Origin of the sequence: Nocardioides oceani (assembly GCF_030412965.1) — a bacterium.
GTDB classification, from domain to species: domain Bacteria; phylum Actinomycetota; class Actinomycetes; order Propionibacteriales; family Nocardioidaceae; genus Nocardioides; species Nocardioides oceani.
Genome location: NZ_JAUHJQ010000001.1, coordinates 614,300 through 635,531, shown reverse-complemented (window position 1 = coordinate 635,531; position 21,232 = coordinate 614,300). Strand labels below are relative to the sequence as shown.

Below are 21,232 nucleotides of genomic sequence, written 5' to 3'. Positions count from 1 at the left end.
GGTGGGGCTACTTCTTCTTCAGCACGGTCAGGACGACCGCCGCGGACCGCGAGCCGGCCGCCGTGGTGCTGCCGGCGTACACCGCGCGCAGCTGGTGCTTGCCCGGCTTGAGCTTGGGCAGGGTCACCGACTTGCGGCCGTTGTCGGAGGCGCGGACGACGTACTTCTTGATCGCCTTGCCGCGGTCGAGGACGGTGACCGAGCCCGCCGGCGTGAGGCCGTCGGCGCCGAGCCGGATCGTGAGGACGCCCTTGGCGCCCCGGGCGATCTTCTTCTTCGCCAGCCCGACGGTGACCGTGCTGCTCGCCTTGGCGACCTGCTGCGGGTCGGTGCTGGCGCGGCCGGGCTGGTAGCCCGTCCGGGTCGCCGCGACGACCGCCCAGACCTGCTGGCCGGCGTCGGCGCCGCGCACGACGTACGTCGAGCCGGTCTCGCCGAAGATCGCCTGGTCGCCGCGCATCCACTGGTAGGCGAACTGCACGGGGCCGGTGCCGCTCCAGGTGCCGGGGCTGATCGACAGCGTGCGACCGATGACCGGCTGGCCGCCCAGGGTGGGCGCGCTGATGACCGTGGGCGCGTCGCCGAGCACCGGGGTGACCTCGGCGCTCGAGACGGTGGTGAGGTCGCCCTTCTTGCCGGTCGCCCGGAAGGTCAGCGCCTTCTGGCCGTCCTCGGGGGCGACGGTGTAGGTCAGGGCGGTCGCGCCCGGGATCGGGACGCCGGAGCGCAGCCACTGGTAGGTGGTCTCGACGCCGTTGCTGTCCTTCCACGTCGGCGCCGTCGCGGTGAGCAGCTGGCCCACCTTGGCCAGGCCCTTGATGCTGGCCGCCGTCTCCACCTTCGGAGCCTCGGCCGCGGCGCCGGGCAGCTGGACGGCGGAGGTGATCATCTCCAGCGGCAGGAAGCCGAGGAGCGTGGTCGTCACCTTCGCCGCGACCTGGCAGCCCTGCTGCGCCTCGGTGGGCACGAACTGCCACGGGTCGGCGCCGCCGGGCAGCGTGATGAGCGAGCCGTCGCAGAGCCACGAGACGTCGAACGACAGCAGCGTGGCCAGGTTGACCGGCAGCGTCTCGAACAGCGGCTTGGTGAGCTTGAGGACCTCGCCCACGCCGGGGATCGTCTCGAGCGAGAGCGACGGCGGCGTGGTCGGCGCCGGCAGCCCGGGGACGCCGGGCAGACCCGGCAGCTCGGGCATACCAGGCAGCCCGGGGATGCCCGGCACGCCGGGGATGCCCGGCAGGGGCGGCAGCCCGGGAAGGTCCGCGGCCGGCGCGGCCGGTGCGGCGTGCGCCGGGGTGACGGCGGAGCCCGCCACCAGCCCGGTGCTGATCAGTGACGCGGTGGCGACGGCGCCCAGGGCGCGCTTGTACGACTGCATGTTTCCCTCCCATGTCGGCGTCCTCCCACGGACGCCGGAAAAGTGCTTCCTCCGCTCGCGACGGTACGGCGGGGAGTGACGTGGGACACGCGGATCGTCCGCGGGGCCCCGGTGGTCTGGACCGGCGGGGCCGGTCACTTCTTCTTGACGACCTTCAGCACCAGGACCTTCGAGGCCGACGGGGCGGTGGTGCGGGAGCCGACGTAGGCGACCCGGATCCGGTGCTTGCCGACGCCGAGCCTGGGGAGCTTGATCGTCCGCTGGCCCGCCACGGACACGGTCTTCAGCAGCCGCTGGCCGTCGTGGACCTCGACCTGGCCGGTCTGGGCTTTCCCGGCTGCCTGGAGCGCGATCCGCAGCGTGGCCTTGGTGCCCTTGCGGACGGTCCGGCTGGTCAGCGAGGCGGCCGTGGTCGAGGAGAGCCGGGCGATGCTGACGGCACGGGAGGTCTCCGAGGCCTCGGTGAACCCGGCGGCGGTCGCGGTGACCACGACGCTCAGGGTCCGGCCGATGTCGGCGACCTGGGTGAGGTAGGTGGGCGACGTGGCGCCCGGGATGGTGATGCCGTCGCGGCGCCAGACGTAGGTGAACGTCGCGCCCGGGGCGTTCCAGGTGCCGGGGGAGGCGGTCAGCGTCTGGCCGACGACGGCCGGCCCGGCGATGCTCGGCGGGACGGTCGCGGTCAGCGGCTCGGTGGCCCCGACGGTGACCGGCGCGGTGGTGGCCGTCCCGGCGGCGTACCCGGTGCGCGTGCCGGTGACCCTCGCCGACAGCGCCCTGCCCGCGTCGGCGGCGGTCACGACGTACGTCGCGGTGGTGGCGCCGGCGATCGGCTGGCCGTCGCGCAGCCACTGGTAGGTGTTGGCCGTCGTGCCGGTGCCCGACCAGGTCGGCGGCCTGACGGCCAGGGTCTCCCCGACCTCGGCGACGCCCTGGACGGCGGGCTGCACGGTGGCGGTGGGCGCGTCGCCCTGGGCGACGGTGACCGCGCTGCTGGTGGAGACGGTGGGCTCGGGTGCCTTGTCCCGCGTGCCGGTCGCACGGACCGAGAGCGCCTTGCCGAGGTCCTCGGCGGTCGGGGTGTACGTCGCCGTGGTGGCGCCCGCGATGGGGGCACCCGCGCGCAGCCACTGGTAGGTGGTGACCACGTCGGTGGCGTTCTCGTCCCACACCGGAGGCGTCGCGGCCACGAGCGTGCCGACCTTCGCGGTGGCGGGGACCGCGACGGCCTTGGTGGCGACCGGCGACTTCACCGCGCCGGGGAGGTTCTGCAGCGGGATCTCGACGACGCTGGTGATGCCCGAGATCGGGACGCCCAGCACGGTGGCGATCGTCTTCGCGGCGAGCTGGCAGCCGGCCTGGGCCTCGGTCGGGACGAAGGTCCAGAAGCCCTGGGAGCCGGGGATCTCGTTGCCGTCGCACAGCCAGACGATGTCCAGGTCGAGGACCCCGAGGAGGTTGTCGACGACGGGCTCGGTGACCGAGACGGCCTGGCCGACGCCGGGAACGCCCCCGAGCAGGTTCAGGACCGGGTTGGTGACCAGCGCGATGAGGTCGCCCAGCCCGTCGGCGGACTGCGTCCGGACGACGGTCGCGGGCTGCGCCGGGGCGGCCTCGGCGGCGCCGGCCGTGCCGAGCGCGAGGCCCGAGGACAGCAGGGCGGTGGTGGCGAGCGCGCTCAGGGCGCGGTGGTGCGTGGGCATGCGGGTTCCCTCCCCATCGGACGCCCGAGCCGGTGCCGGGCGTGTGGTCTGACGACGCGCCGAGCGCGCCATGTCGTGTTGCTCCCCACCTCCGAACCTAGGGGCTCCGGGCTCGATTAGGAGGGCTCTTTGACCGGGTATGGCCCGATCGGACTAGTCCACCCGGGCCATGCCCGGCGACCGGTCCCGTCGACCGGATGACCCGTGCGGGCGGTGGGGGGTGGTCATCGAGGCCCTAGGCTCGATCCGATGAGCACCTCCGCCTCCGACCTGCCGGCACGTCTGCGCGCCGCCCTCACCGTCGCCGGGTTCACCTACGACGCCGTCGCCGAGCTGCTCGGCCCGCACGCCCATGCCGCGCTCGCCCGTAACGAGACGACGCCGGGGCTGCGGCGCACGCAGGGCGGCTCGCCGCTGGAGACCCTGGTGCGGCTGTTCCTGCTGCAGACGCCCGTCGAGCTGGCCGCGGCCGAGCGCGCCCTGCCCGACCTCGTCGACCGATTGGCCGCCGAGGGGCTGGTGGAGCAGACGGTCGGCGAGGTGGCCGCCCGCCTCGACGTCCGGCCGTACGCCGCCGACGGCCGCGACCTGTGGGTGGTCAGCGACCTCACCCCCGGCCTCGACGGCGGCCCGCAGGCGGTCGGCGCCGACCACGTGCTGGGCATCAGCTCGGCGTCCACGTCGCTGGCGCAGCTGACGATCCGCGAGCCGTTCGGCCGCGCGCTCGACCTCGGCACCGGCTGCGGCGTGCAGGCGCTGCATCTCGCGACCCACGTCGACCAGGTGGTCGCGACCGACGTCAACCGGCGGGCGCTGTGGGTCACCCGCTTCAACGCGGCCCTCAACGAGGTCGCCGGCAGCATCGACGTGCGCGACGGGTCCTACTTCGAGCCGGTCGCGGGCGAGCGGTTCGACCTCATCGCGACCAACCCGCCGTTCGTGATCTCGCCGGCCACCGGCGAGCGGCTGGTCTACCGCGACTCCGGCCTGCCCGGCGACCGCGTCGTCGAGGACATCGTCCGGGCGGCCCCGGCGCACCTCGCGGACGGCGGCTGGTGCCAGGTGCTGGCCAACTGGGCCGTCGTCGAGGGCCGGTCGTGGGAGGAGCGGCTGGGCCCGTGGATCGCCGACGACTGCGACGCGCTCGTGGTCCAGCGCGAGCTGCTCGACCCCGCGGCGTACGTCGAGCTGTGGCTCAAGGACGCCGGCCAGCACGGCGCGCCGGACTACCTCGTGCGCTACGACACCTGGCTCTCGTGGTTCGAGGAGCAGGGCGTCGAGGCGATCGGCTTCGGCTGGGTCAACCTGCACAAGGTCGGTGCCGGCGCGCGCCGCCGTACCTTCCTGGACTGGCCCTACGACGTCGAGCAGCCGATCGGCCCGGCCATCGCGGCCTGGGGCCGAGCGGGCGGGGTGCCGGTCGGTCCCGAGGCGGTGCTGACGACCCGGGAGGACGTCCGGCAGGAGACCGTCGGCCCGGTCGGCGCCGAGGACCCCGAGGCGATCGTGCTGCGCCAGCAGCGCGGGCTGCGCCGGGCCCGCCAGGTCGACACCGTCGAGGCGGCCCTCGTGGGCGCCTGCGACGGCGAGCTCGGTGTCGGGCAGATCCTCGACGCCGTCGCCCAGCTCACCGACCGCGACGCGGCGGAGACCCGCGCCACCTACCTGCCGGTCGTGGCCGAGCTCGTCGAGGAGGGCTTCCTCACCGCAACTCGCCCGTGAGCGGCATCGCCGGCCGATCGGCCAGCTCGCTGCCGAGCACCGCGTCCACGGTCAGCGACAGCACCGGCTCGGGCCCGCAGGAGGCCTCGTGGACCACCACGGTCCCGCTCGAGCCGTCCTCGGCGCTCGAGAGCTCGTTGTGGTGCTCGGGGCCGGCGTCGTCGGTCGCGAAGAACAGCAGCAGCGGGTTGTCCTCCGAGCCGCCCGGTCCCTCGAGCGGCAGGCGGAGAGTCGTGCCCGGCGCGAGCACGGAGGGCCGCGCCTCGATGTGGAGGAAGGGCTCGACCAGCCGCTCGTCCTCGCCCCGGCCCACGAGCTCCGGCCGCGTCTGCGCGGTGATCGTCCCCTCCGTGCAGGTCACCTCGACGCCCTCGAACGTGTACGTCGTGCCGTCGGCGAGCGTCGTGCCGAGCCCGTCCGCCGGGGGCTGGGTCGCGACGTCGACCGCGCGGTCCGGTTCGCCGCCGGTGGTCACCGCAGCCGCGCCGACCCCGCCGACGAGGACGAGGGCGGCGAGCCCGGTCGCCGCGCGGCGCCGCCGGCGGCGTACGACGATCCGGCGCCGGACCCGGTCCGGACCGTCGGCCGGCGCCCGCAGCGTGGCCCCCAGCCGGTCGTAGGCGGCGCCGATGGCCGGGTCGTGCTCGGTGGTCTGGTTCATCGCACTGCGTCCTCTCGTCGGGTCGAGCCCGGGACGGTGGGGAGGTGGTGGCGGGCGTGCTCCCGCAGCCGCTCGGTGCCGCGGGACAGCTGGCTCTTGACGGTCCCCTCCGAGCAGCCCATCCGCTCGGCGATCCCGCGCACGTCGAGGTCCTCGACGTAGCGCAGCGCCAGCGCGGTGCGCTGCCGCGGGCTCACCGTGGCCAGCGCCTCGACCAGCCACCCCTCGGCCTCGCCGGCGTGCTGGACCGGCGTGCCCGCGCGCTCGCCGCCCCCGAGCAGCGGCAGCTCGCGGCGCAGCCGGCGGACCCGGTCGATGTTGAGCCGGACCATCACCGTCCGCGCCCACGCCTCCGGCACGTCGGGCCGCCGCCGGTCCCACCGCTCGCCGAGGCGCGCCAGCGTCTCCTGGGTGAGGTCCCACGCGTCGTGGGGGTTCGCGGTCAGCGCGTGGGCGAGGCGCAGCAGCACACCCTGGTGCGCCGCCACGAAGTCGGCGAAGTCGGCGTCGCCGGCGGCGTCGTCACCTGGCACGGGTCGTCTCCCTGGTCGTCCTGGTCGTCACTGTCCCCCCTCTGACGGTGGCGCGCGCCGGAACGTTGAGGGTCGTGTGCCCGAGGTCGCGACGGGGCGCGTCGTGGGGCACACGACCGGGCCCGTCGCCGCACCGCCGGGGCGGGCGGGTGGACAGCACGCGCTACCGTGAGCGGCCGTGAGCCCCGGGAACCGCGGCTCCGACCCGGCAACGTGAGGAAATGACAGGTCCGTGGCACACAAGTTGGTGATCGTCGAGTCCCCGGCGAAGGCCCAGAAGATCGGGGGCTACCTCGGTCAGGGGTACGTCGTCGAGTCCTCGGTCGGCCACATCCGTGACCTGCCGCAGTCCGCCGCCGACACCCCGGCGAAGATCAAGGACAAGCCGTGGGGCCGCCTGGCGGTCGACGTCGACAACGGCTTCGAGCCGTACTACGTCGTCCCGAAGCGCTCCAAGGACCAGGTCAAGAAGCTCAAGTCGCTGCTCAAGGACGCCGACGAGCTCTTCCTCGCCACCGATGAGGACCGCGAGGGCGAGGCGATCGCCTGGCACCTGCTCGACGAGCTGAAGCCGAAGGGCATCCCGGTGCGCCGGATGGTCTTCCACGAGATCACCGAGCCCGCGATCCTCGCCGCCGCCGAGAACCCCCGTGAGCTCGACATGGACCTCGTCGAGGCCCAGGAGGCGCGCCGCATCCTCGACCGCCTCTACGGCTACGAGGTCAGCCCGGTGCTGTGGAAGAAGGTCATGTCCGGCCTCTCCGCCGGCCGCGTGCAGTCGGTCGCGACCCGCCTGGTCGTCGACCGCGAGCGGGAGCGGATGCGCTTCCGGGTCGCGTCGTACTGGGACCTCGACGCCACCTTCGACGCCGGCTCGAAGCACGACCAGCGGATGTTCCCGGCCAAGCTGCACTCGGTCGACGCCGTCCGCGTGGCCCGCGGCTCGGACTTCACCCAGGACGGCGTCCTCAAGGACGGCGCGAAGGTCGTGCACCTGGACCGGTCGCGCGCCGAGGCGCTCGCCCAGGCGCTGCAGGAGAGCACCTTCGAGGTGCGCTCGGTGGAGTCCAAGCCCTACCGCCGCTCGCCGTACGCGCCGTTCCGCACCACGACGCTGCAGCAGGAGGCCAGTCGCAAGCTCGGCATGAGCGCGAGCGTGACGATGTCGGTCGCGCAGCGGCTCTACGAGAACGGCTTCATCACCTACATGCGCACCGACTCCTCGACGCTGTCGGGGGCCGCGGTCGACGCGGCGCGGTCGCAGGTGCGCGAGCTGTACGGCGCGGAGTACCTCCCCGACGCCCCCCGCACCTACGCCGGCAAGGTCAAGAACGCCCAGGAGGCGCACGAGGCGATCCGCCCCGCGGGCGACACCTTCCGCACCCCCGGCCAGACCGGCCTGACCGGCGAGCAGTTCCGGCTCTACGAGCTGATCTGGATGCGCACCGTCGCCTCCCAGATGAAGGACGCCACCGGCCAGTCGGTGTCGGTCCGCATCGGCGGCACGGCCGCCACGGGCGAGGACGTCGTGTTCTCGGCGAGCGGCCGCACGATCACCTTCCACGGGTTCCTCAAGGCGTACGTCGAGGGCACCGACGACGGCGGGCAGAAGGACGACGCCGAGACCCGGTTGCCGGTGCTCACCGAGGGCGACGCGCTCTCCGCGGCCTCGATCGCCGCCGCCGGCCACGAGACCAAGCCGCCCGCGCGGTACACCGAGGCCACGCTGGTCAAGGAGCTCGAGGAGCGGGAGATCGGCCGCCCGTCGACGTACGCCTCGATCATCAAGACGATCGTCGACCGCGGCTACGTCTACAAGAAGGGCACCGCCCTGGTGCCGGCCTGGCTGGCGTTCTCGGTGATCCGGCTGATGGAGGAGCACTTCCCCCGGCAGATCTCCTACGAGTTCACCGCCCAGATGGAGGACGTGCTCGACGAGATCGCCGCCGGCCGCAAGGACCGCGGCACCGAGCTGGCGGAGTTCTACTTCGGCTCCGGCGACGTCGAGGGCCTCAAGAAGCTCGTCGACGGGCTCGGCGACATCGACGCCCGGGAGCTCGCGACCTTCCCGGTGGGCGGGCCGGACTCCGGCATCCACCTGCGCGTGGGCCGCTACGGCCCCTACCTCGAGGGCCCCGACGACGAGGGCAACCCGATCGGCAAGCGGGCCAACGTGCCCGACGACCTGCCGCCGGACGAGCTGACCCTGGAGAAGGCCACCGAGCTCTTCGCCAACCCCGCCGGCGAGGAGATCCAGCTCGGCCGCCACCCGGAGACCGGCCTCGAGGTCGTGGCGAAGAACGGCCGCTTCGGCCCCTACGTCACCGAGGTGCTCCCCGAGGACGCCCCGAAGTCGGCCAAGCCGCGCACCGGCTCGCTGTTCAAGTCGATGTCGCTCGACACCGTCTCCCTCGAGGACGCCGTCAAGCTGCTGTCGCTGCCGCGGGTGGTGGGCACCGGCGAGGACGGCGAGGAGATCACCGCCCAGAACGGCCGCTACGGGCCGTACCTCAAGAAGGGCACCGACTCCCGCTCACTGGCCTCCGAGGACCAGCTGCTGACGATCACCCTCGACGAGGCGCTGCGGATCTACGCCCAGCCCAAGCAGCGCGGGCGCGCCGCGGCCGCCCCGCCGCTCAAGGAGCTCGGCAACGACCCGGTCTCCGGGCAGCCGGTGGTCGTGAAGTCCGGCCGGTTCGGCGAGTACGTCACCGACGGCGAGTACAACGCCACCCTGCGCAAGGACGACACCGTCGAGTCGATCACGATCGAGCGCGCCGCCGAGCTGCTCGCCGAGCGGCGCGAGCGCGGCCCGGCCAAGAAGGGCGCCAAGAAGACGACGAAGGCGCCGGCCAAGAAGGCGGCGGCGAAGAAGACCACCGCGAAGAAGGCCGCCACCAAGAAGACGGCGGCGAAGAAGACGACGAAGGCCGCGGCCAAGAAGGCCTGACGGGCGTCGCTGCTCAGGAGTCCCGGACCGCCCGCCCGTGCGGGCGGCCCGGGTCGTCGTACGCCGGGTCCGGCTCGCCGGCGCGGTAGGCCTCGAGCTGCGCGCACACGGCCGTGCCGTAGAACAGGCCGGTCGCGCTCAGCCACGACCACAGCAGCAGCGCCATGATCCCCGCGAGCGGGCCGTAGGTGTCGCCGAACGACCCGCTCAGCCGGACGTACGCCGCCAGGCCGGCCGCCGCGAGCAGGCTGACCGCCACGGCGGTGGCCGAGCCGAGGGCCAGCCAGGACAGCGCCGGCTGGCGTCGCCGCGGGGCGTGGTCGAGCAGCACCGCGATCGTCACGACGAGCAGCAGCAGGCCGGTCGGCCACCGGGCGACGTCCCAGGCCCGGTCGGTGCCCGCGGACCAGCCGTAGACCTCGACCATCGCGTCCCCGAACGCCCCGCCCGCGACGAGCAGCAGGAAGCCGAGCCCGACCGGCACGGCGAGCAGCGCGGTGAGCACCGCGGCCCGGCCGTACTTGTGCAGCGCGGGCCGGTCGCGGCGGATGCCGTAGATCCGGTTCGTGCCCCGCTCGACCTGGCCCATCGCGGTCGTCATCGACACCAGCGACAGCAGCAGGCCGAGCACGAGCGCCACCTCGCCGGCGTCCTCGCTGCTGTCCCCGCCGGCGACCGCCCCCGCGAGCGCGTCGCCGCCGCCCTGGCCGGGGGAGACCTGCTGGACGGTCAGCGCGACGACCTCGGCGAGGCGCTGCTGGTCGAGGTCGGCGGTGAGCCCGGTGAGCGCGAGCAGGAACGGCACGACCGCCAGGCAGGCCTGCAGGGCGAGCGCGCGGCTGTTGGTGAACCCGTCGCCGTACCGGAAGCGCACGAAGGAGTCGACCGCCACGCGCCGCAGGCCGTGGTGGCGTGCGAGGTGCCAGGCGTCCTCGGCGTCGAGCTCGTCGCCGTCCATCTCGGTCGTGACCGGGACCGTGCGCGCGGTGGTCATGGCCGGGGAGTCTGGCAGGCGCCCGGCGTTGGCCGGTGTCGGTGCCCCCACGTAGGTTCGGGCCGTGCACCCAACGACCGGCGTCCTCGTCTGCTTCGAGGGTGGCGAGGGCTCGGGCAAGTCCACCCAGTCCCGCCGGCTCCGGGCATGGCTGGAGGAGGAGGGGTACGTCGTCGTCTCGACCTTCGAGCCCGGCGACACCGAGGTCGGCCGCGAGCTGCGCCGGCTCGTGCTGGACCCGGCGACCGGCGCCCTCGACCCCCGCACCGAGGCGCTGCTCTACGCCGCCGACCGCGCCGAGCACGTCGCGCGGCTGGTGCGTCCCGCCCTCGAGCGCGGCGAGGTCGTGGTGATGGACCGGTACGTCGACTCCTCGCTGGCCTACCAGGGCGCCGGCCGCGACCTGGACGTCGCGATGGTCGAGCGGATCTCGCGCTGGGCCACCGACGACCTGCGCCCCCACCTGACCGTCGTGCTCGACCTCGAGCCGGAGCAGGGCCTGGAGCGGTTCGCCGACCGCGACAAGATCGAGGGGGAGTCGCTGGACTTCCACCGCCGCGTGCGCGAGGCGTTCCTGCGGCTGGCGCAGGCCGACCCCGACCACTACCTCGTGCTGGACGCCCGCGCGCCGGTCGAGGAGATCGCGGCGACCGTCCGTGCGGGGGTCGAGCCGCTGCTCGGGCAGGCCCGGCGATGACCGCGACCGTCTGGGAGTCGCTGGTCGGTCAGGGCCGCTCGGTCGAGGCGCTGCGGACCGCGGCCGAGGGGCACGGCATGAGCCACGCGTGGCTGTTCACCGGCCCGCCGGGGTCGGGGCGCTCGAACGCCGCGGTCGCCTTCGCGGCCGCGCTGCAGTGCGAGCAGGCCGGCTGCGGCAGCTGCCACGAGTGCCGCACCGCGCTCGGCGGGTCGCACGCCGACGTGACCGTCGTGCGGACCGAGAAGCTCTCCATCGGCGTCGACGAGGTGCGCGAGCTGGTGCGCCGCTCCGCGCTGGCCCCCGTCGGCCGCCGCTGGCAGGTGCTGGTCGTGGAGGACGCCGACCGGCTCACCGACCAGGCGTGCAACGCGCTGCTCAAGGCGATCGAGGAGCCGACCGACCGGACCGTGTGGATGCTCTGCGCGCCCACCGTCGAGGACGTCCTGCCGACCATCCGGTCGCGCTGCCGGCTGGTCACGCTCGCGACGCCGGCGACCGACGACGTCGCGAGGTTCCTGGTCCGGGCCGACGGCGTGGAGCCGTCGCTCGCGGCGTACGCCGCCCGCGCCAGCCAGGGGCACATCGGTCGCGCGCGGGCGCTCGCCCGCGACGAGGGCGCCCGGGCCCGGCGCGCCGAGGTCGTCGGCATCCCGGTGCAGCTGACCAGCCTCGGCGCCTGCATGCGCGCGGCCTCCCGCCTCGCGGAGGTCACCAAGGAGGAGGCCGACGTGCTGACCGGCGAGCTCGACGCCCGGGAGAAGGCCGACCTGGACTCGTCGTACGGCGTGGTGGAGCGCGGACGCCGGCCACGGGAGTACGCCCCGGCCCTCGCCACGCTCGAGCGGGGCCAGAAGACCCGCGCCAAGCGGCGCCACCTCGACGTCGTGGACCGCGGCCTGATGGACCTGGTCTCGGTCTACCGCGACGCCATCGCCATCGCCACCGGCGCACCCGCCGAGCTGGTCAACTCCGACATCCGGCCCGCCGTCGAGCAGGTCGCCCGCACCTCGACGCCGGAGCTGAACCTGCGCCGCATCGGCTGGATCTTCGAGGCGCGCGAGCAGATGCTGGAGTTCAACGTGCCGGTCGCGCTGGCGCTGGAGTCGATGATGGTCGCGCTGCGCGTGCCCGACCAGGGGAGCCGACGATGAAGCAGGGAACCGTCCGGGTCATCGTGCTGGTGCTCGTCGCCGCGCTCGTCCTCGGCGGCATCGGGATCGCGATCGCCGGGCTGTCCAGCGGGTCGGGCTCCGACGGCTCGCCCGAGGACGCCGCCCGCACCGTCCCGGCGCCGACCACGACGCCGGCCCCGGGCGCGCAGGACGCGCCCCGCCCGGCCCTGGCCCGCTTCTACGAGCAGGGCCTGGACTGGCAGGCGTGCGGCGACCAGGAGTGCACTCGGCTCACCGTGCCGCTCGACTACGCCGAGCCCGGCGGCGAGACCATCGAGATCGCCGTCCTCCGCGTCCCGGCGCAGGACCCCGACGCACGGATCGGCTCGCTGGTGGTCAACCCCGGCGGGCCCGGCGCACCCGGCACGACGTACGCCGCGCAGGCCGGCCTGGCGTTCGGCGACCGGCTGCTGGAGCGCTACGACCTCGTCGGCTTCGACCCCCGGGGCACCGGCTTCTCCGCGGCGGTCGACTGCGTCTCCGACGAGCAGCTCGACGTCTTCCTGGCCGCCGACCCCTCCCCCGACGACCGCGAGGAGGCCGCCGCGCTCGAGCAGGCCCAGCGTGCCTTCAACGCCGGCTGCGCGGCCGAGTCGGGGGACCTGGCGAACCACGTGACGACCGTCGAGGCCGCCATGGACATGGACGTGCTGCGCTCGGCGCTGGGGGAGTCGACGCTGGCCTACTTCGGCGCGTCGTACGGCACCAAGCTGGGGGCGACGTACGCCGAGCTCTTCCCCGACCGCGCCGGTCGTCTCGTCCTCGACGGTGCGGTCGACCTCTCCCTGACCCCGCGGCAGCAGGCGCTGGGCCAGGCCGAGGGCTTCGAGACCGCCCTCCGCGCCTACGTCGAGGACTGCGTCGCGCAGGCCGGTTGCCCGCTGGGCGACTCGGTCGAGGGTGGGCTGCAGCGGCTGACCGACTTCCTCGACCAGGTCGACGCCGAGCCGCTGCCCGCGGGGGAGCGGGAGCTCGCGGTCGGCAACGCCTTCTACGGGATCGTCACGCCGCTCTACAACCGCGAGTACTGGTTCCTGCTCAGCCGCGCGCTCGGTGCGGCGTTCGGGGGCGACGGGGTGCCGCTGCTGCAGCTGGCCGACGCGTACGCCTCGCGCGGCCCCGACGGCTACACCGACAACAGCGCCGAGGCGATCCTCGCGATCAACTGCCTCGACGACCCGACCGCCGTCGACCCCGCCGACGTGCCGACACAGGTCCCGGCCTTCGAGCGGGTCTCGCCGACCTTCGGCGAGGTCTTCGCCTGGGGGCTGGCCGGTTGCCTCGGGGTGGAGTCCGAGGCGACCGTCGAGACCCCCGAGGTCGACGCCTCGGGAGCCCCGCCGATCGTCGTGGTCGGCACCACCCGCGACCCCGCCACCCCCTACGCCTGGGCCGAGGCGCTCGCCGACCAGCTGGAGTCGGGGGTGCTCCTCACCCGCGACGGCGACGGGCACACCGGCTACCACTCCGGCAACGCGTGCGTCGACGACGCGATCGAGGGCTACCTGCTCGACGGCACCGTCCCCGAGGACGGCCTCACCTGCTGAGCGGTCCTCGTTGCCGGCTCGGGCGTCGGGTCGGTGGTCCTCCGGCGGCGTGTCCAGCGACCCTGTGGTCGCTTCACACGCCGCCGGCGGCGTGTGCAGCGACTGTGTGGTCGCTTCACACGCGTTCCGGTCAGCCTCGGCCTCAGCTGATCAGCTCGTCGATGCGGGTGTAGGCGTCGGAGCTGCCGGCGACGACGCGGCTGGTGCGGCCGTCGATCGAGACGGGTACGTCGCCGACGAGCGTCACGCGGCGTACCTCGCGCCGGTGGTTGTCGAAGTCGGCGACCGCGTAGTGCTGGGTCGCGCGGTTGTCCCACATCGCGACGTCGCCGGGCTGCCACTGCCAGCGGACCGTGTTCTCCAGCCGCGTGACCCGGTCCTGGAGGAGCTTGAACAGGGCGCTCGACTCGCTGGTGTTGAGCCCGACGAACCGCTTGAGGAAGTGGCCGAGGACCAGCGAGCGCTCGCCGGTCTCTGGGTGCACGCGCACCACGGGGTGCTCGGTCTCGTAGTAGGTCGCGCGGAACTGGCCGCGGTCGAGGGCGTCGCGGTCCGGCGAGTCGCCCTCGGGGTCCTCGGAGCTGGCGACGTAGTCGTACTCGTTGGTGTGCACCGCCCACAGGCCGTCGACGAGCGCGCGCAGCGGCGGGGTGAGCGCGTCGTACGCCGCGACGGTGTTGGCCCAGACGGTGTTGCCGCCGTACGGCGGGATGGTGACGCCGCGGAGGATGCTGATGGCGGGGATCTTGTCGACGAAGGTGACGTCGGTGTGCCAGCTGTTGGCGGCCATGCCCTTGGTGGCGTTGAGGCTGAGCACGTGGGCGCTGCCGGTGTTGACCGTCGGGTGGGCGGTGGTGAGGGCGCCGAGCTGCTGGGCGAAGGCCAGCTGGCCGGCGTCGTCGAGGTGGTCCTGGCCGCGGAAGAAGACGACCTTGTGGGCGAGGAGCGCGGCGCGGACGGTCGCGACGACCTCGGGGTGGAGGTCGGGGCCGAGGGTGACGCCCTCGACGACGGCGCCGATCCGGCCGCCGACCTTGCGGACGGTGGGCAGGGTGGGCACCGGCGCGGTCGTCGTCGAGCCGGCGGGTCGGTCCAGGGTGCTGGTCATGCTTCCTCCTGCTAAGTCGAGTGAGTAACTCGACAATAACAGGGGACCGGGTCAGCGTCGGTGGACCGGCTCGGTGATCTCCTGGATGCGCCGGGTCGCCAGCTCGATCATGAGCTGCGCGGCCGGCGAGAGGATCGCGTCGGCGCGGTGGACGATCGCGAGGATGTCGTGCTGCCGGGGCCGCAGGGAGGTCCAGCCGGCGTTGGGGGCGAGTCGCGGGAGCAGCTGGTCGACGACCCCGCGGGGCACGACGCTGTCGGCGAGGCCGCGGCCGACCAGCTCGACCGCGGTCTCGACGTCCTCGACCTCGATCCGCGTGACCGGGTTCCGGCCGGTCTCGTGCAGCATCTGGCGCAGCACGATCCGGGTCGAGTCGTTGGCCCGCCAGGTCGTCTCCGGCATGACGAGGGAAGCTTGCGAGAGCCGGGCCGCAGTGACCGGCGAGGCGACCCGCTCGGGGTCGGCGGAGATGTAGACGAGCTCGTCGCGCGCCACCGGGGTGATCGTCATGCCCTCGCTGGCGGCCGCGGCCACCGCGATCATCGCCGCCTCGAGCCGGCCGCGGCGCAGCTCCTCCTGCACGTCGGTGGAGTTCTGGCCGATCAGCTCGACCCGCACGCCGGGGTAGCGCTCGAGCACGTCGGCGACGAGTCCCGCGCCGGCGTACAGGCGGGCGGTCCCGAACATCCCGAACCGGATGGTCCCGGTCTCCAGCGAGCGCACGCTCTGCACCGCCCGCTCGGCCTCGTCGATCGCGCCCAGCACGCGCTCGGCGTACGGGCGCAGCGTGTCGGCCACCGTCGTCGGGACCACCCCGCGGCCGACCCGGCGGAACAGCTGCACGCCCAGCGACTTCTCGAGCGCGCGGATCTGCTCGGAGACCGACGGCTGGGCGTAGCCGAGCTCCTCGGCCGCACGGGTCAGCGACCCTTGCTCGTAGGTCGCGAGGAAGCATGTGAGCTGGTGCACAGAAAGCATAGGTCGAGCCTATGTCGTGCGAAGGAAACTCAGGCTACCCCTATGACTGGAGCGCCTCCAGAATGGAGTCAGCACCCCTGCATCCCGACTCGAGAAAGGACCCGCCGTGTTCACCCACGTCTGCACCGCCTGCGCCAAGCGCCAGCTCATCTTCCCCTCCCAGGTCACGGCGGTCGCCGAGAGCGAGCGGGGCCCCGTCGCGACCTTCACCTGCTGGTGCGGCGCCGAGCAGTCGGCCCTCTACACCCTCGCCCCGGCGAAGCCGGCCAAGGTCGTCCTCGCGGCCTGAGCAGGGCTCCCGCCCGCACGCGTACGCCGGTTTCGCACCCGGCAGGCGGCGTCCGTATACTCACCCGGGTTGCCCGGCAGGTCCCGACCGCGCCGGGCAGCGCGCCGCCTTAGCTCAGTCGGTAGAGCGATTCACTCGTAATGAATAGGTCGTCGGTTCGATTCCGACAGGCGGCTCCGACGAGGGCCCTCGACCAGCAGCGATGCGGTCGGGGGCCTTCTCCGTCGGGGTGGGGTCGGGCCGATGTCCCACAGAGTCCCACCAGACCGGGCTGGCCCGAGGCTCGCGAACATCTCGGCGCTGACGGGCGTCTCAGCTGTCATGCACACCTCGAGAACCGCCGGCGCATCCGCCCTGGCGAGCCTGCTCCTCTCCACGGTCCTCAGCATGACCACGGGTGGTGCTGCGACCACGTCGGCGGAAGCGGCGGCCTCGCATCCGACCGTCGCGGCCACCGAGGCCGTTCGAGCTGACAGGCTCGCCGGCCGCCAGCTCCACCTCGTCACCGGTGCGCGAGTGCGTCTGCCGGCCGCGCTCGGGCTCAGATCCGTCCTCCTCGGCACCGCAGACGAGGGCTGGGTGCTGGGATCAGGCGGGAAGTTCCGCATGCTCCGTCCGGACGGGCGCCTCACCACGATCGGTCCTCAGAACACCACCGACCTCTATGTCACCGAGATCCTCTCCGACGACGTCGGCCGCATCGCGAGCAGCACCACTGCCTACGGCTGGGTCGACGTGCACGTCGTCGACCTCGACGGTCGCCATCTCCTCGACGAGAGCGTGGAGAACATCGGCGGCGAAGTGCTTGCTGCCCATGACGGACGGGTCTACGTCGGCGGTGGCGACGGTCTCGACGTGCTCGAGGAAGGTTCAGGGTCCGCTGTTCGCCTGACCACCCGGTCCGTTCGTCTCGTCAGTGTCGAGCACGACGTCATCTTCGCCCAGCCGAGGAAGAGCTACCACCGGTGGGGCCCGACCAGCTTGAGCGATCCGGGGAAGCTCCGTTGGCGCGCGGACTTCGAGCCAGAAGCCCTGTCGCCTGATGGACGCCACGTCGTGGGAAGCGATGGCACAGTTCGCGCGATGGCAGACGGGCACATCGTGCGTCGCTTCCCCGTCGCGACTGACAACGACGAGATCTACCGCTACGTCGGCTGGGCCTCGAACAAGCGGGTCCTGACCGAATCGGTCACAGGAGGACGCAGCAGGCTGCTCGCGTGCGCTGTCCCACTCGGCACATGCCGACCCGTCGGCCCGAGGGCCGCACAGGTGTCCGTGCCGACCAGCCACGCTGGTCCCTACCGGACGCCGTGAATCCGGCCCGGGGCGAGACGGCGCTTCCCATGCCAGCGGCCCGGATGCAGGGAGGTGCCGCAAGCGTCGGGAGGGCCGGCCCGGCACCGGGGCCCGGGACTCCATGCGCTGGCCGCCTCCTTCGGCCGCTCCAGGGTCGCCACGGAGCTCGTCGAACCTCCGGCGCTCGCGGAGGTCTTCACCGTCCTGGAAGCGCGGTCCGCCACGACAGCCCGACGCGGTGCGCCGGCGAGGGGCGGAGGGATGCCCGCGACGCGATCGCGTGACATCGGCGGGTGCGTGCGCGCGGGGTTCGGCCGAGAATGCGTTCGTGACGCCCATCCGCCCGGCAGCCTCGACCGCTGTGCAGCCTGGTGCGTCGCCGCGAGTGACCCTCCAGTTCCATCCGGATTGGCCCTACCGGGACGGCATGGTCATCGAGTCCATGGCCCGCGACAGGGTGTATCGCTCGCAGTTCGAGACCGGAACCTCCAACGGAGGGCTGACCGCCTTCACGGGCGGTGACCGTTGGCGTTGGGAGAGCCGGCTCTTCGAGGGGCGCTACGACGACGCGCCGCCTTCCTCGCGCCCGGTCTACGGTGCTTGGAACCGGAAGCTGGACCCGTATGGCGGTGCTGTCCGGTTCGGCTCCGCGTACTTGCGGCTCCGAGCGGAGGTCACCCACCGCTGCACGTTCTGCTTCCCGGACTCGGTCTTCGAGCCTGTCGATGTCGGCGATGCCAGCCTCCTGCCACACCTGGGCCAGATCGCGGATGAGTCCGGGTTCGACGACCTCGACGACTGCGTCGAGGCTCACGTCCACGGCGGGGTGAGCCTTCCCAGGGACGTCGAAGCGGTCGTCCTGGACCCGTGCTTCCGTGGGACCGGAGTGGAGTACGCGGCTCGTGCGTTGGGCTGCGGCGTCGAGTTCCATCCCGGCTTCAGGGCGTCGCCCGATGACTTCGACGTGGAGTACCGCGGTCCGCACATCGTCGATCTCGCGCGGTCGCTGGGGAACGACCTCGACCCGGAGGTGCTCGGAGCGGCAGCCCGTTCTGGTCGACACCCCCCGCAGCACATCAAGCAGGTGTGGCACTGCCTGGCCCGGTTCGGGCGCCAGCAGCGTAGGACCTGAGGGGTCCGGCGCAGCCGCGTCGCCTTCCCGCCTGCCATCGGCGGAGGCGGTCCGGTCGCGTGGAGCAGGAGCGCTCTGTGCGGCCCCATCATGCGGTCACCAGCTCAGGGCGCGGTCGGGAGCGATCCGCTTCGTGGCTCGGGGTTCTCCACTCGTGAGGAAGGTCGTCGATCCGCTTCCGACAGGCGGCCCGGTGTGAGCGAGGCAACGCCGCGTGGGGCACCGGACGCGGAATGCCGGGCGGCGGAGCCGGTTGACCATGGGTCCCCTCGCGGTGCCGTGACCCGGCGGCCGCGGCCCGACCCAGCACAGACGCAAAGGACCCCGCGTGTCGAACACCCCCTCGGCCGGATCCACCCCGCTCATCGAGGCGCCCCGGCGCAAGCGTTGGCCGCTCGCGCTGGCCGCGCTGGTCGCGGTCGCGATCGTCGTCGGCCTGGTCGTCGTCCTGACCGGCGGCGACGATGACACCGCCTCGGACCGCCGCTCGGTGCGGCTCGGCGTCGTCGGCGCCAGTGACCCGTACTGGACCGACTTCCAGGACGCGGCCGCCGACGCGGGCATCGACGTGGAGATCATCGACTTCTCCGACTACAACCAGCCCAACCCGGCCGTCTCCGAGGGCGAGCTGGACATGAACCAGTTCCAGCACATCGTCTTCCTCGCCGACTACAACGTCGCGGCCGACGACGACCTGCAGCCGGTCGGCGCGACCGCGATCTACCCCCTCGGCCTGCACTCCAAGCAGTACGACGCGGTCGAGGACATCCCCGACGGCGCCACCGTCGCGGTGCCGAACGACGCGAGCAACCAGGCCCGCGCGCTGGTGCTCCTGCAGTCGGCCGGCCTCATCGAGCTGAAGTCCGGCGGCACCATCTTCTCCGACCTCGCCGACATCGACGAGGACGCCTCCCGCGTCCAGGTCGAGGCGCTCGACGCCGCGCTGACCGCCACCTCGCTGGACGACCTCGCGGGCGCCGTCGTCAACAACGACTTCGTCGAGCGGGCCGGCCTGGACTTCGACGACGCGCTCGCCCAGGACGACCCGAACGACCCGAAGGCGCTGCCCTACGCCAACATCTTCGCGGTCCGGGCCGACGACGTGGACGACCCGACGTACCGCGAGCTGGTCGAGATCTACCAGGAGACCCAGGTCGTCCAGGACGGCGTCGTCGACGTCTCCGGCGGCACCGCGGTCATGCTCGACACCCCCGTCGAGGAGCTGCAGGCCTCGCTGCGCGAGGTCGAGGCCGACACCCGCGCCGCCGAGCAGGACTGACCCGGCGCACCGGAGGACGACCGATGACCCCCACCCCCAGCACCCCGTCAGGTGATCCGCTCATCCGCCTCGCGGACGTGAGCCGGGTCTTCCCGGCGCGCTCGCGCCAGGGCGCCGCGGTGACGGCGCTCGACCACGTCGACCTCGACGTGCGGGCCGGCGAGGTGCTCGGGGTGGTGGGCTACTCCGGCGCGGGCAAGTCGACCCTGCTGCGGCTGGTCAACGCGCTCGACCGGCCGACGAGCGGCACCGTGACCGTGGCGGGCCGGGAGGTCAGCAGCCTCTCCGAGCGCGCGCTGCGGGAGGTGCGCCGCGACATCGGAATGATCTTCCAGCAGTTCAACCTGTTCTCCTCCCGCACCGTGTGGGGCAACATCGCCTACCCGCTCACCGTCGCCGGCGTCCCGAAGGAGCGGCACCGCGAGCGGATCTCCGAGCTGCTGCACTTCGTGGGCCTCGCCGACAAGGCGCACGCCCACGTCGAGCAGCTCTCCGGCGGCCAGAAGCAGCGCGTCGGCATCGCCCGCGCGCTCGCGACCGACCCGCGGATCCTGCTCGCCGACGAGCCCACCAGCGCCCTGGACCCGCAGACGACCGGGGAGGTGCTGGCCCTGCTGCGGCGGGTCAACGAGGAGCTCGGCATCACCATCGTGCTCATCAGCCACGAGATGGAGGTCGTCCGCTCGCTGGCGCACCGGGTCGCGGTCATGGAGGCCGGCCGGGTGGTCGAGCTCGGCGACACCTACGACGTGTTCGCCGCGCCGCAGCACCCCGCGACGCAGCGGTTCGTCAGCACGCTGGTCGAGAAGGGTCCCGAGCCGCGCGCGCTCGGCCGCCTCCGCGAGCGGCACCCGGGCCGGATGGTCACGCTGTCCTTCCGCGACGGCGCCGCCTCCCCGGCCGACGTGTTCGCGGCGTTCATCGAGCGCGGCGTCACCTTCGAGCTCGTGCACGGTGGGGTCGAGGACGTCCACGGCCGGACCTTCGGCCACCTGACGTTCGCCCTCACCGGCGACCCCGCCGCCGTCGCCGACGCGGTGTCGTACGTCGCCACGCTGGTCGAGGTCTCGGCACCCGGGACCGCGGACGGGCCCGACCACCGGACGGAGGCCTCCTGATGGACCGGCTGCTCGAGCTGGACTCCCTCTTCTGGGAGGCCACCCGCGAGACCCTCGGCATCGTCGCCGCCACCCTGCTCCTCGGCGGGATCGGCGGGCTGGTGCTCGGCGTGCTGCTGCACACGACCCGGCCGGGCGGGATCGCCCCGAACCGGGTCGTGCACGTCGTGCTGAACCTGGTCGTGAACTTCTTCCGGCCGATCCCGTTCGTCATCTTCATCGCCGCGGCGCAGCCGGCTGCGCGGCTCGTCGTCGGGACCGGCATCGGCAACCCGGCGATCATCTTCGCGCTGTCGGTGGCCGCCTCGTTCGGCATCAGCCGGATCGTGGAGCAGAACCTCGTCTCCGTCGACCCGGGCGTGCTCGAGGCCTCCCGCGCGATGGGCGCCGGCCGGCTCCGCACGACCCTGACCGTGCTCCTGCCCGAGGCGCTCGGCCCGTTGGTCCTCGGCTACACCTTCGCGCTGGTGGCGATCGTCGACATGTCCGCGGTGGCGGGCGTCGTCGGCGGCGGCGGGCTCGGGTCGTTCGCGCTGACCTACGGCTACCGGCAGTACGAGCCGGTCGTCACCTGGGCCGCGGTGCTGGTCATCGTGGCGCTCGTCCAGGTCGCGCAGTTCGCCGGCAACCGGCTCGCCCGGGCGGCGATGCGGCGGTAGCCGCGGCCCCGGT

18 protein-coding genes and 1 tRNA gene are annotated in these 21,232 nt (G+C 73.2%); 12 read left to right on the top strand and 7 right to left on the bottom strand.

The annotated features are described in order from the left end of the window. Positions 1-7: 7 nt before the first annotated feature. A complete protein-coding gene (locus QWY28_RS03050; RefSeq protein ID WP_300950825.1) occupies positions 8-1,378 on the bottom strand; it encodes an Ig-like domain repeat protein in 1,371 nt (456 codons plus the stop codon). Between the two features lie 134 nt (positions 1,379-1,512). After that, positions 1,513-3,081 (bottom strand): Ig-like domain repeat protein, encoded by a 1,569-nt coding sequence (locus tag QWY28_RS03045; RefSeq protein ID WP_300950824.1) that lies wholly within the window; start codon positions 3,079-3,081, stop codon positions 1,513-1,515. A 249-nt stretch (positions 3,082-3,330) separates the two neighbouring features. Between QWY28_RS03045 and QWY28_RS03040 the strand changes: the two genes are divergently transcribed. Further along, positions 3,331-4,803, top strand: coding sequence for a N5-glutamine methyltransferase family protein (locus QWY28_RS03040; protein ID WP_300950823.1), 1,473 nt, complete (start codon positions 3,331-3,333; stop codon positions 4,801-4,803). On the opposite strand, the gene QWY28_RS03035 is transcribed toward QWY28_RS03040, so the two are convergent. Further along, positions 4,784-5,464 carry a hypothetical protein gene (locus tag QWY28_RS03035; protein WP_300950822.1) on the bottom strand — a complete coding sequence of 227 codons (681 nt, stop codon included), beginning with the start codon at positions 5,462-5,464 and terminating at the stop codon, positions 4,784-4,786. The two genes, QWY28_RS03040 and QWY28_RS03035, sit on opposite strands and share 20 nt — an antisense overlap. Then, complete coding sequence (locus tag QWY28_RS03030) at positions 5,461-5,997, bottom strand: sigma-70 family RNA polymerase sigma factor (RefSeq protein WP_300950821.1); 537 nt, start codon at positions 5,995-5,997, stop codon at positions 5,461-5,463. The genes QWY28_RS03035 and QWY28_RS03030 overlap by 4 nt, the downstream gene beginning before the upstream one ends. 232 nt (positions 5,998-6,229) lie before the next feature. Here QWY28_RS03030 and topA point away from each other — a divergent pair, with 232 nt between their 5' ends. Further along, a complete protein-coding gene (gene topA, locus QWY28_RS03025) occupies positions 6,230-8,947 on the top strand; it encodes a type I DNA topoisomerase (protein WP_300950820.1) in 2,718 nt (905 codons plus the stop codon). Between the two features lie 13 nt (positions 8,948-8,960). Here topA and QWY28_RS03020 read toward each other — a convergent pair whose 3' ends face one another. Further along, a complete protein-coding gene (locus QWY28_RS03020; protein WP_300950819.1) occupies positions 8,961-9,941 on the bottom strand; it encodes a YihY/virulence factor BrkB family protein in 981 nt (326 codons plus the stop codon). Positions 9,942-10,005: 64 nt separating this feature from the next. Between QWY28_RS03020 and tmk the strand changes: the two genes are divergently transcribed. Genes tmk through QWY28_RS03005 form a run of 3 tightly spaced genes read left to right on the top strand, consistent with a single transcriptional unit; the run spans position 10,006 to position 13,360 of the window. After that, a complete protein-coding gene (gene tmk, locus QWY28_RS03015; RefSeq protein ID WP_300950818.1) occupies positions 10,006-10,638 on the top strand; it encodes a dTMP kinase in 633 nt (210 codons plus the stop codon). Then, the gene (locus tag QWY28_RS03010; protein ID WP_300950817.1) at positions 10,635-11,792 is read left to right on the top strand and encodes a DNA polymerase III subunit delta'; all 1,158 of its coding nucleotides are present in this window, start codon (positions 10,635-10,637) and stop codon (positions 11,790-11,792) included. Before tmk ends, QWY28_RS03010 begins: the two co-directional genes overlap by 4 nt. Next, positions 11,789-13,360 (top strand): alpha/beta hydrolase, encoded by a 1,572-nt coding sequence (locus QWY28_RS03005; RefSeq protein ID WP_300950816.1) that lies wholly within the window; start codon positions 11,789-11,791, stop codon positions 13,358-13,360. The genes QWY28_RS03010 and QWY28_RS03005 overlap by 4 nt, the downstream gene beginning before the upstream one ends. Positions 13,361-13,502: 142 nt before the next feature. Here QWY28_RS03005 and QWY28_RS03000 read toward each other — a convergent pair whose 3' ends face one another. After that, on the bottom strand, positions 13,503-14,468 hold the full coding sequence (locus QWY28_RS03000) for a TauD/TfdA dioxygenase family protein (RefSeq protein ID WP_300950815.1): 966 nt from the start codon (positions 14,466-14,468) through the stop codon (positions 13,503-13,505). A gap of 51 nt (positions 14,469-14,519) precedes the next feature. After that, entirely contained in the window at positions 14,520-15,446 is a 927-nt protein-coding gene (locus QWY28_RS02995; protein WP_300950814.1) for a LysR family transcriptional regulator, read from the bottom strand. A gap of 106 nt (positions 15,447-15,552) precedes the next feature. Between QWY28_RS02995 and QWY28_RS02990 the strand changes: the two genes are divergently transcribed. The 7 genes from QWY28_RS02990 (at position 15,553) to QWY28_RS02960 (ending at position 21,219) form a co-directional block, all read left to right on the top strand. Next, positions 15,553-15,735: a hypothetical protein gene (locus tag QWY28_RS02990; RefSeq protein WP_300950813.1), complete on the top strand. Its 183-nt coding sequence runs from the start codon at positions 15,553-15,555 to the stop codon at positions 15,733-15,735. 103 nt (positions 15,736-15,838) lie between these two features. Further along, a tRNA-Thr gene (locus QWY28_RS02985) sits at positions 15,839-15,911 on the top strand. Positions 15,912-16,122: 211 nt separating this feature from the next. Further along, a complete protein-coding gene (locus QWY28_RS02980; RefSeq protein ID WP_300950812.1) occupies positions 16,123-17,049 on the top strand; it encodes a hypothetical protein in 927 nt (308 codons plus the stop codon). Between the two features lie 310 nt (positions 17,050-17,359). Beyond that, entirely contained in the window at positions 17,360-18,163 is an 804-nt protein-coding gene (locus tag QWY28_RS02975; protein WP_336622399.1) for a DUF3626 domain-containing protein, read from the top strand. A 328-nt stretch (positions 18,164-18,491) separates the two neighbouring features. Then, positions 18,492-19,442, top strand: coding sequence for a MetQ/NlpA family ABC transporter substrate-binding protein (locus tag QWY28_RS02970; RefSeq protein WP_300950811.1), 951 nt, complete (start codon positions 18,492-18,494; stop codon positions 19,440-19,442). 23 nt (positions 19,443-19,465) lie between these two features. After that, on the top strand, positions 19,466-20,560 hold the full coding sequence (locus tag QWY28_RS02965) for a methionine ABC transporter ATP-binding protein (protein ID WP_300950810.1): 1,095 nt from the start codon (positions 19,466-19,468) through the stop codon (positions 20,558-20,560). Further along, on the top strand, positions 20,560-21,219 hold the full coding sequence (locus tag QWY28_RS02960) for a methionine ABC transporter permease (RefSeq protein WP_300950809.1): 660 nt from the start codon (positions 20,560-20,562) through the stop codon (positions 21,217-21,219). Before QWY28_RS02965 ends, QWY28_RS02960 begins: the two co-directional genes overlap by 1 nt. Positions 21,220-21,232 lie beyond the last annotated feature (13 nt).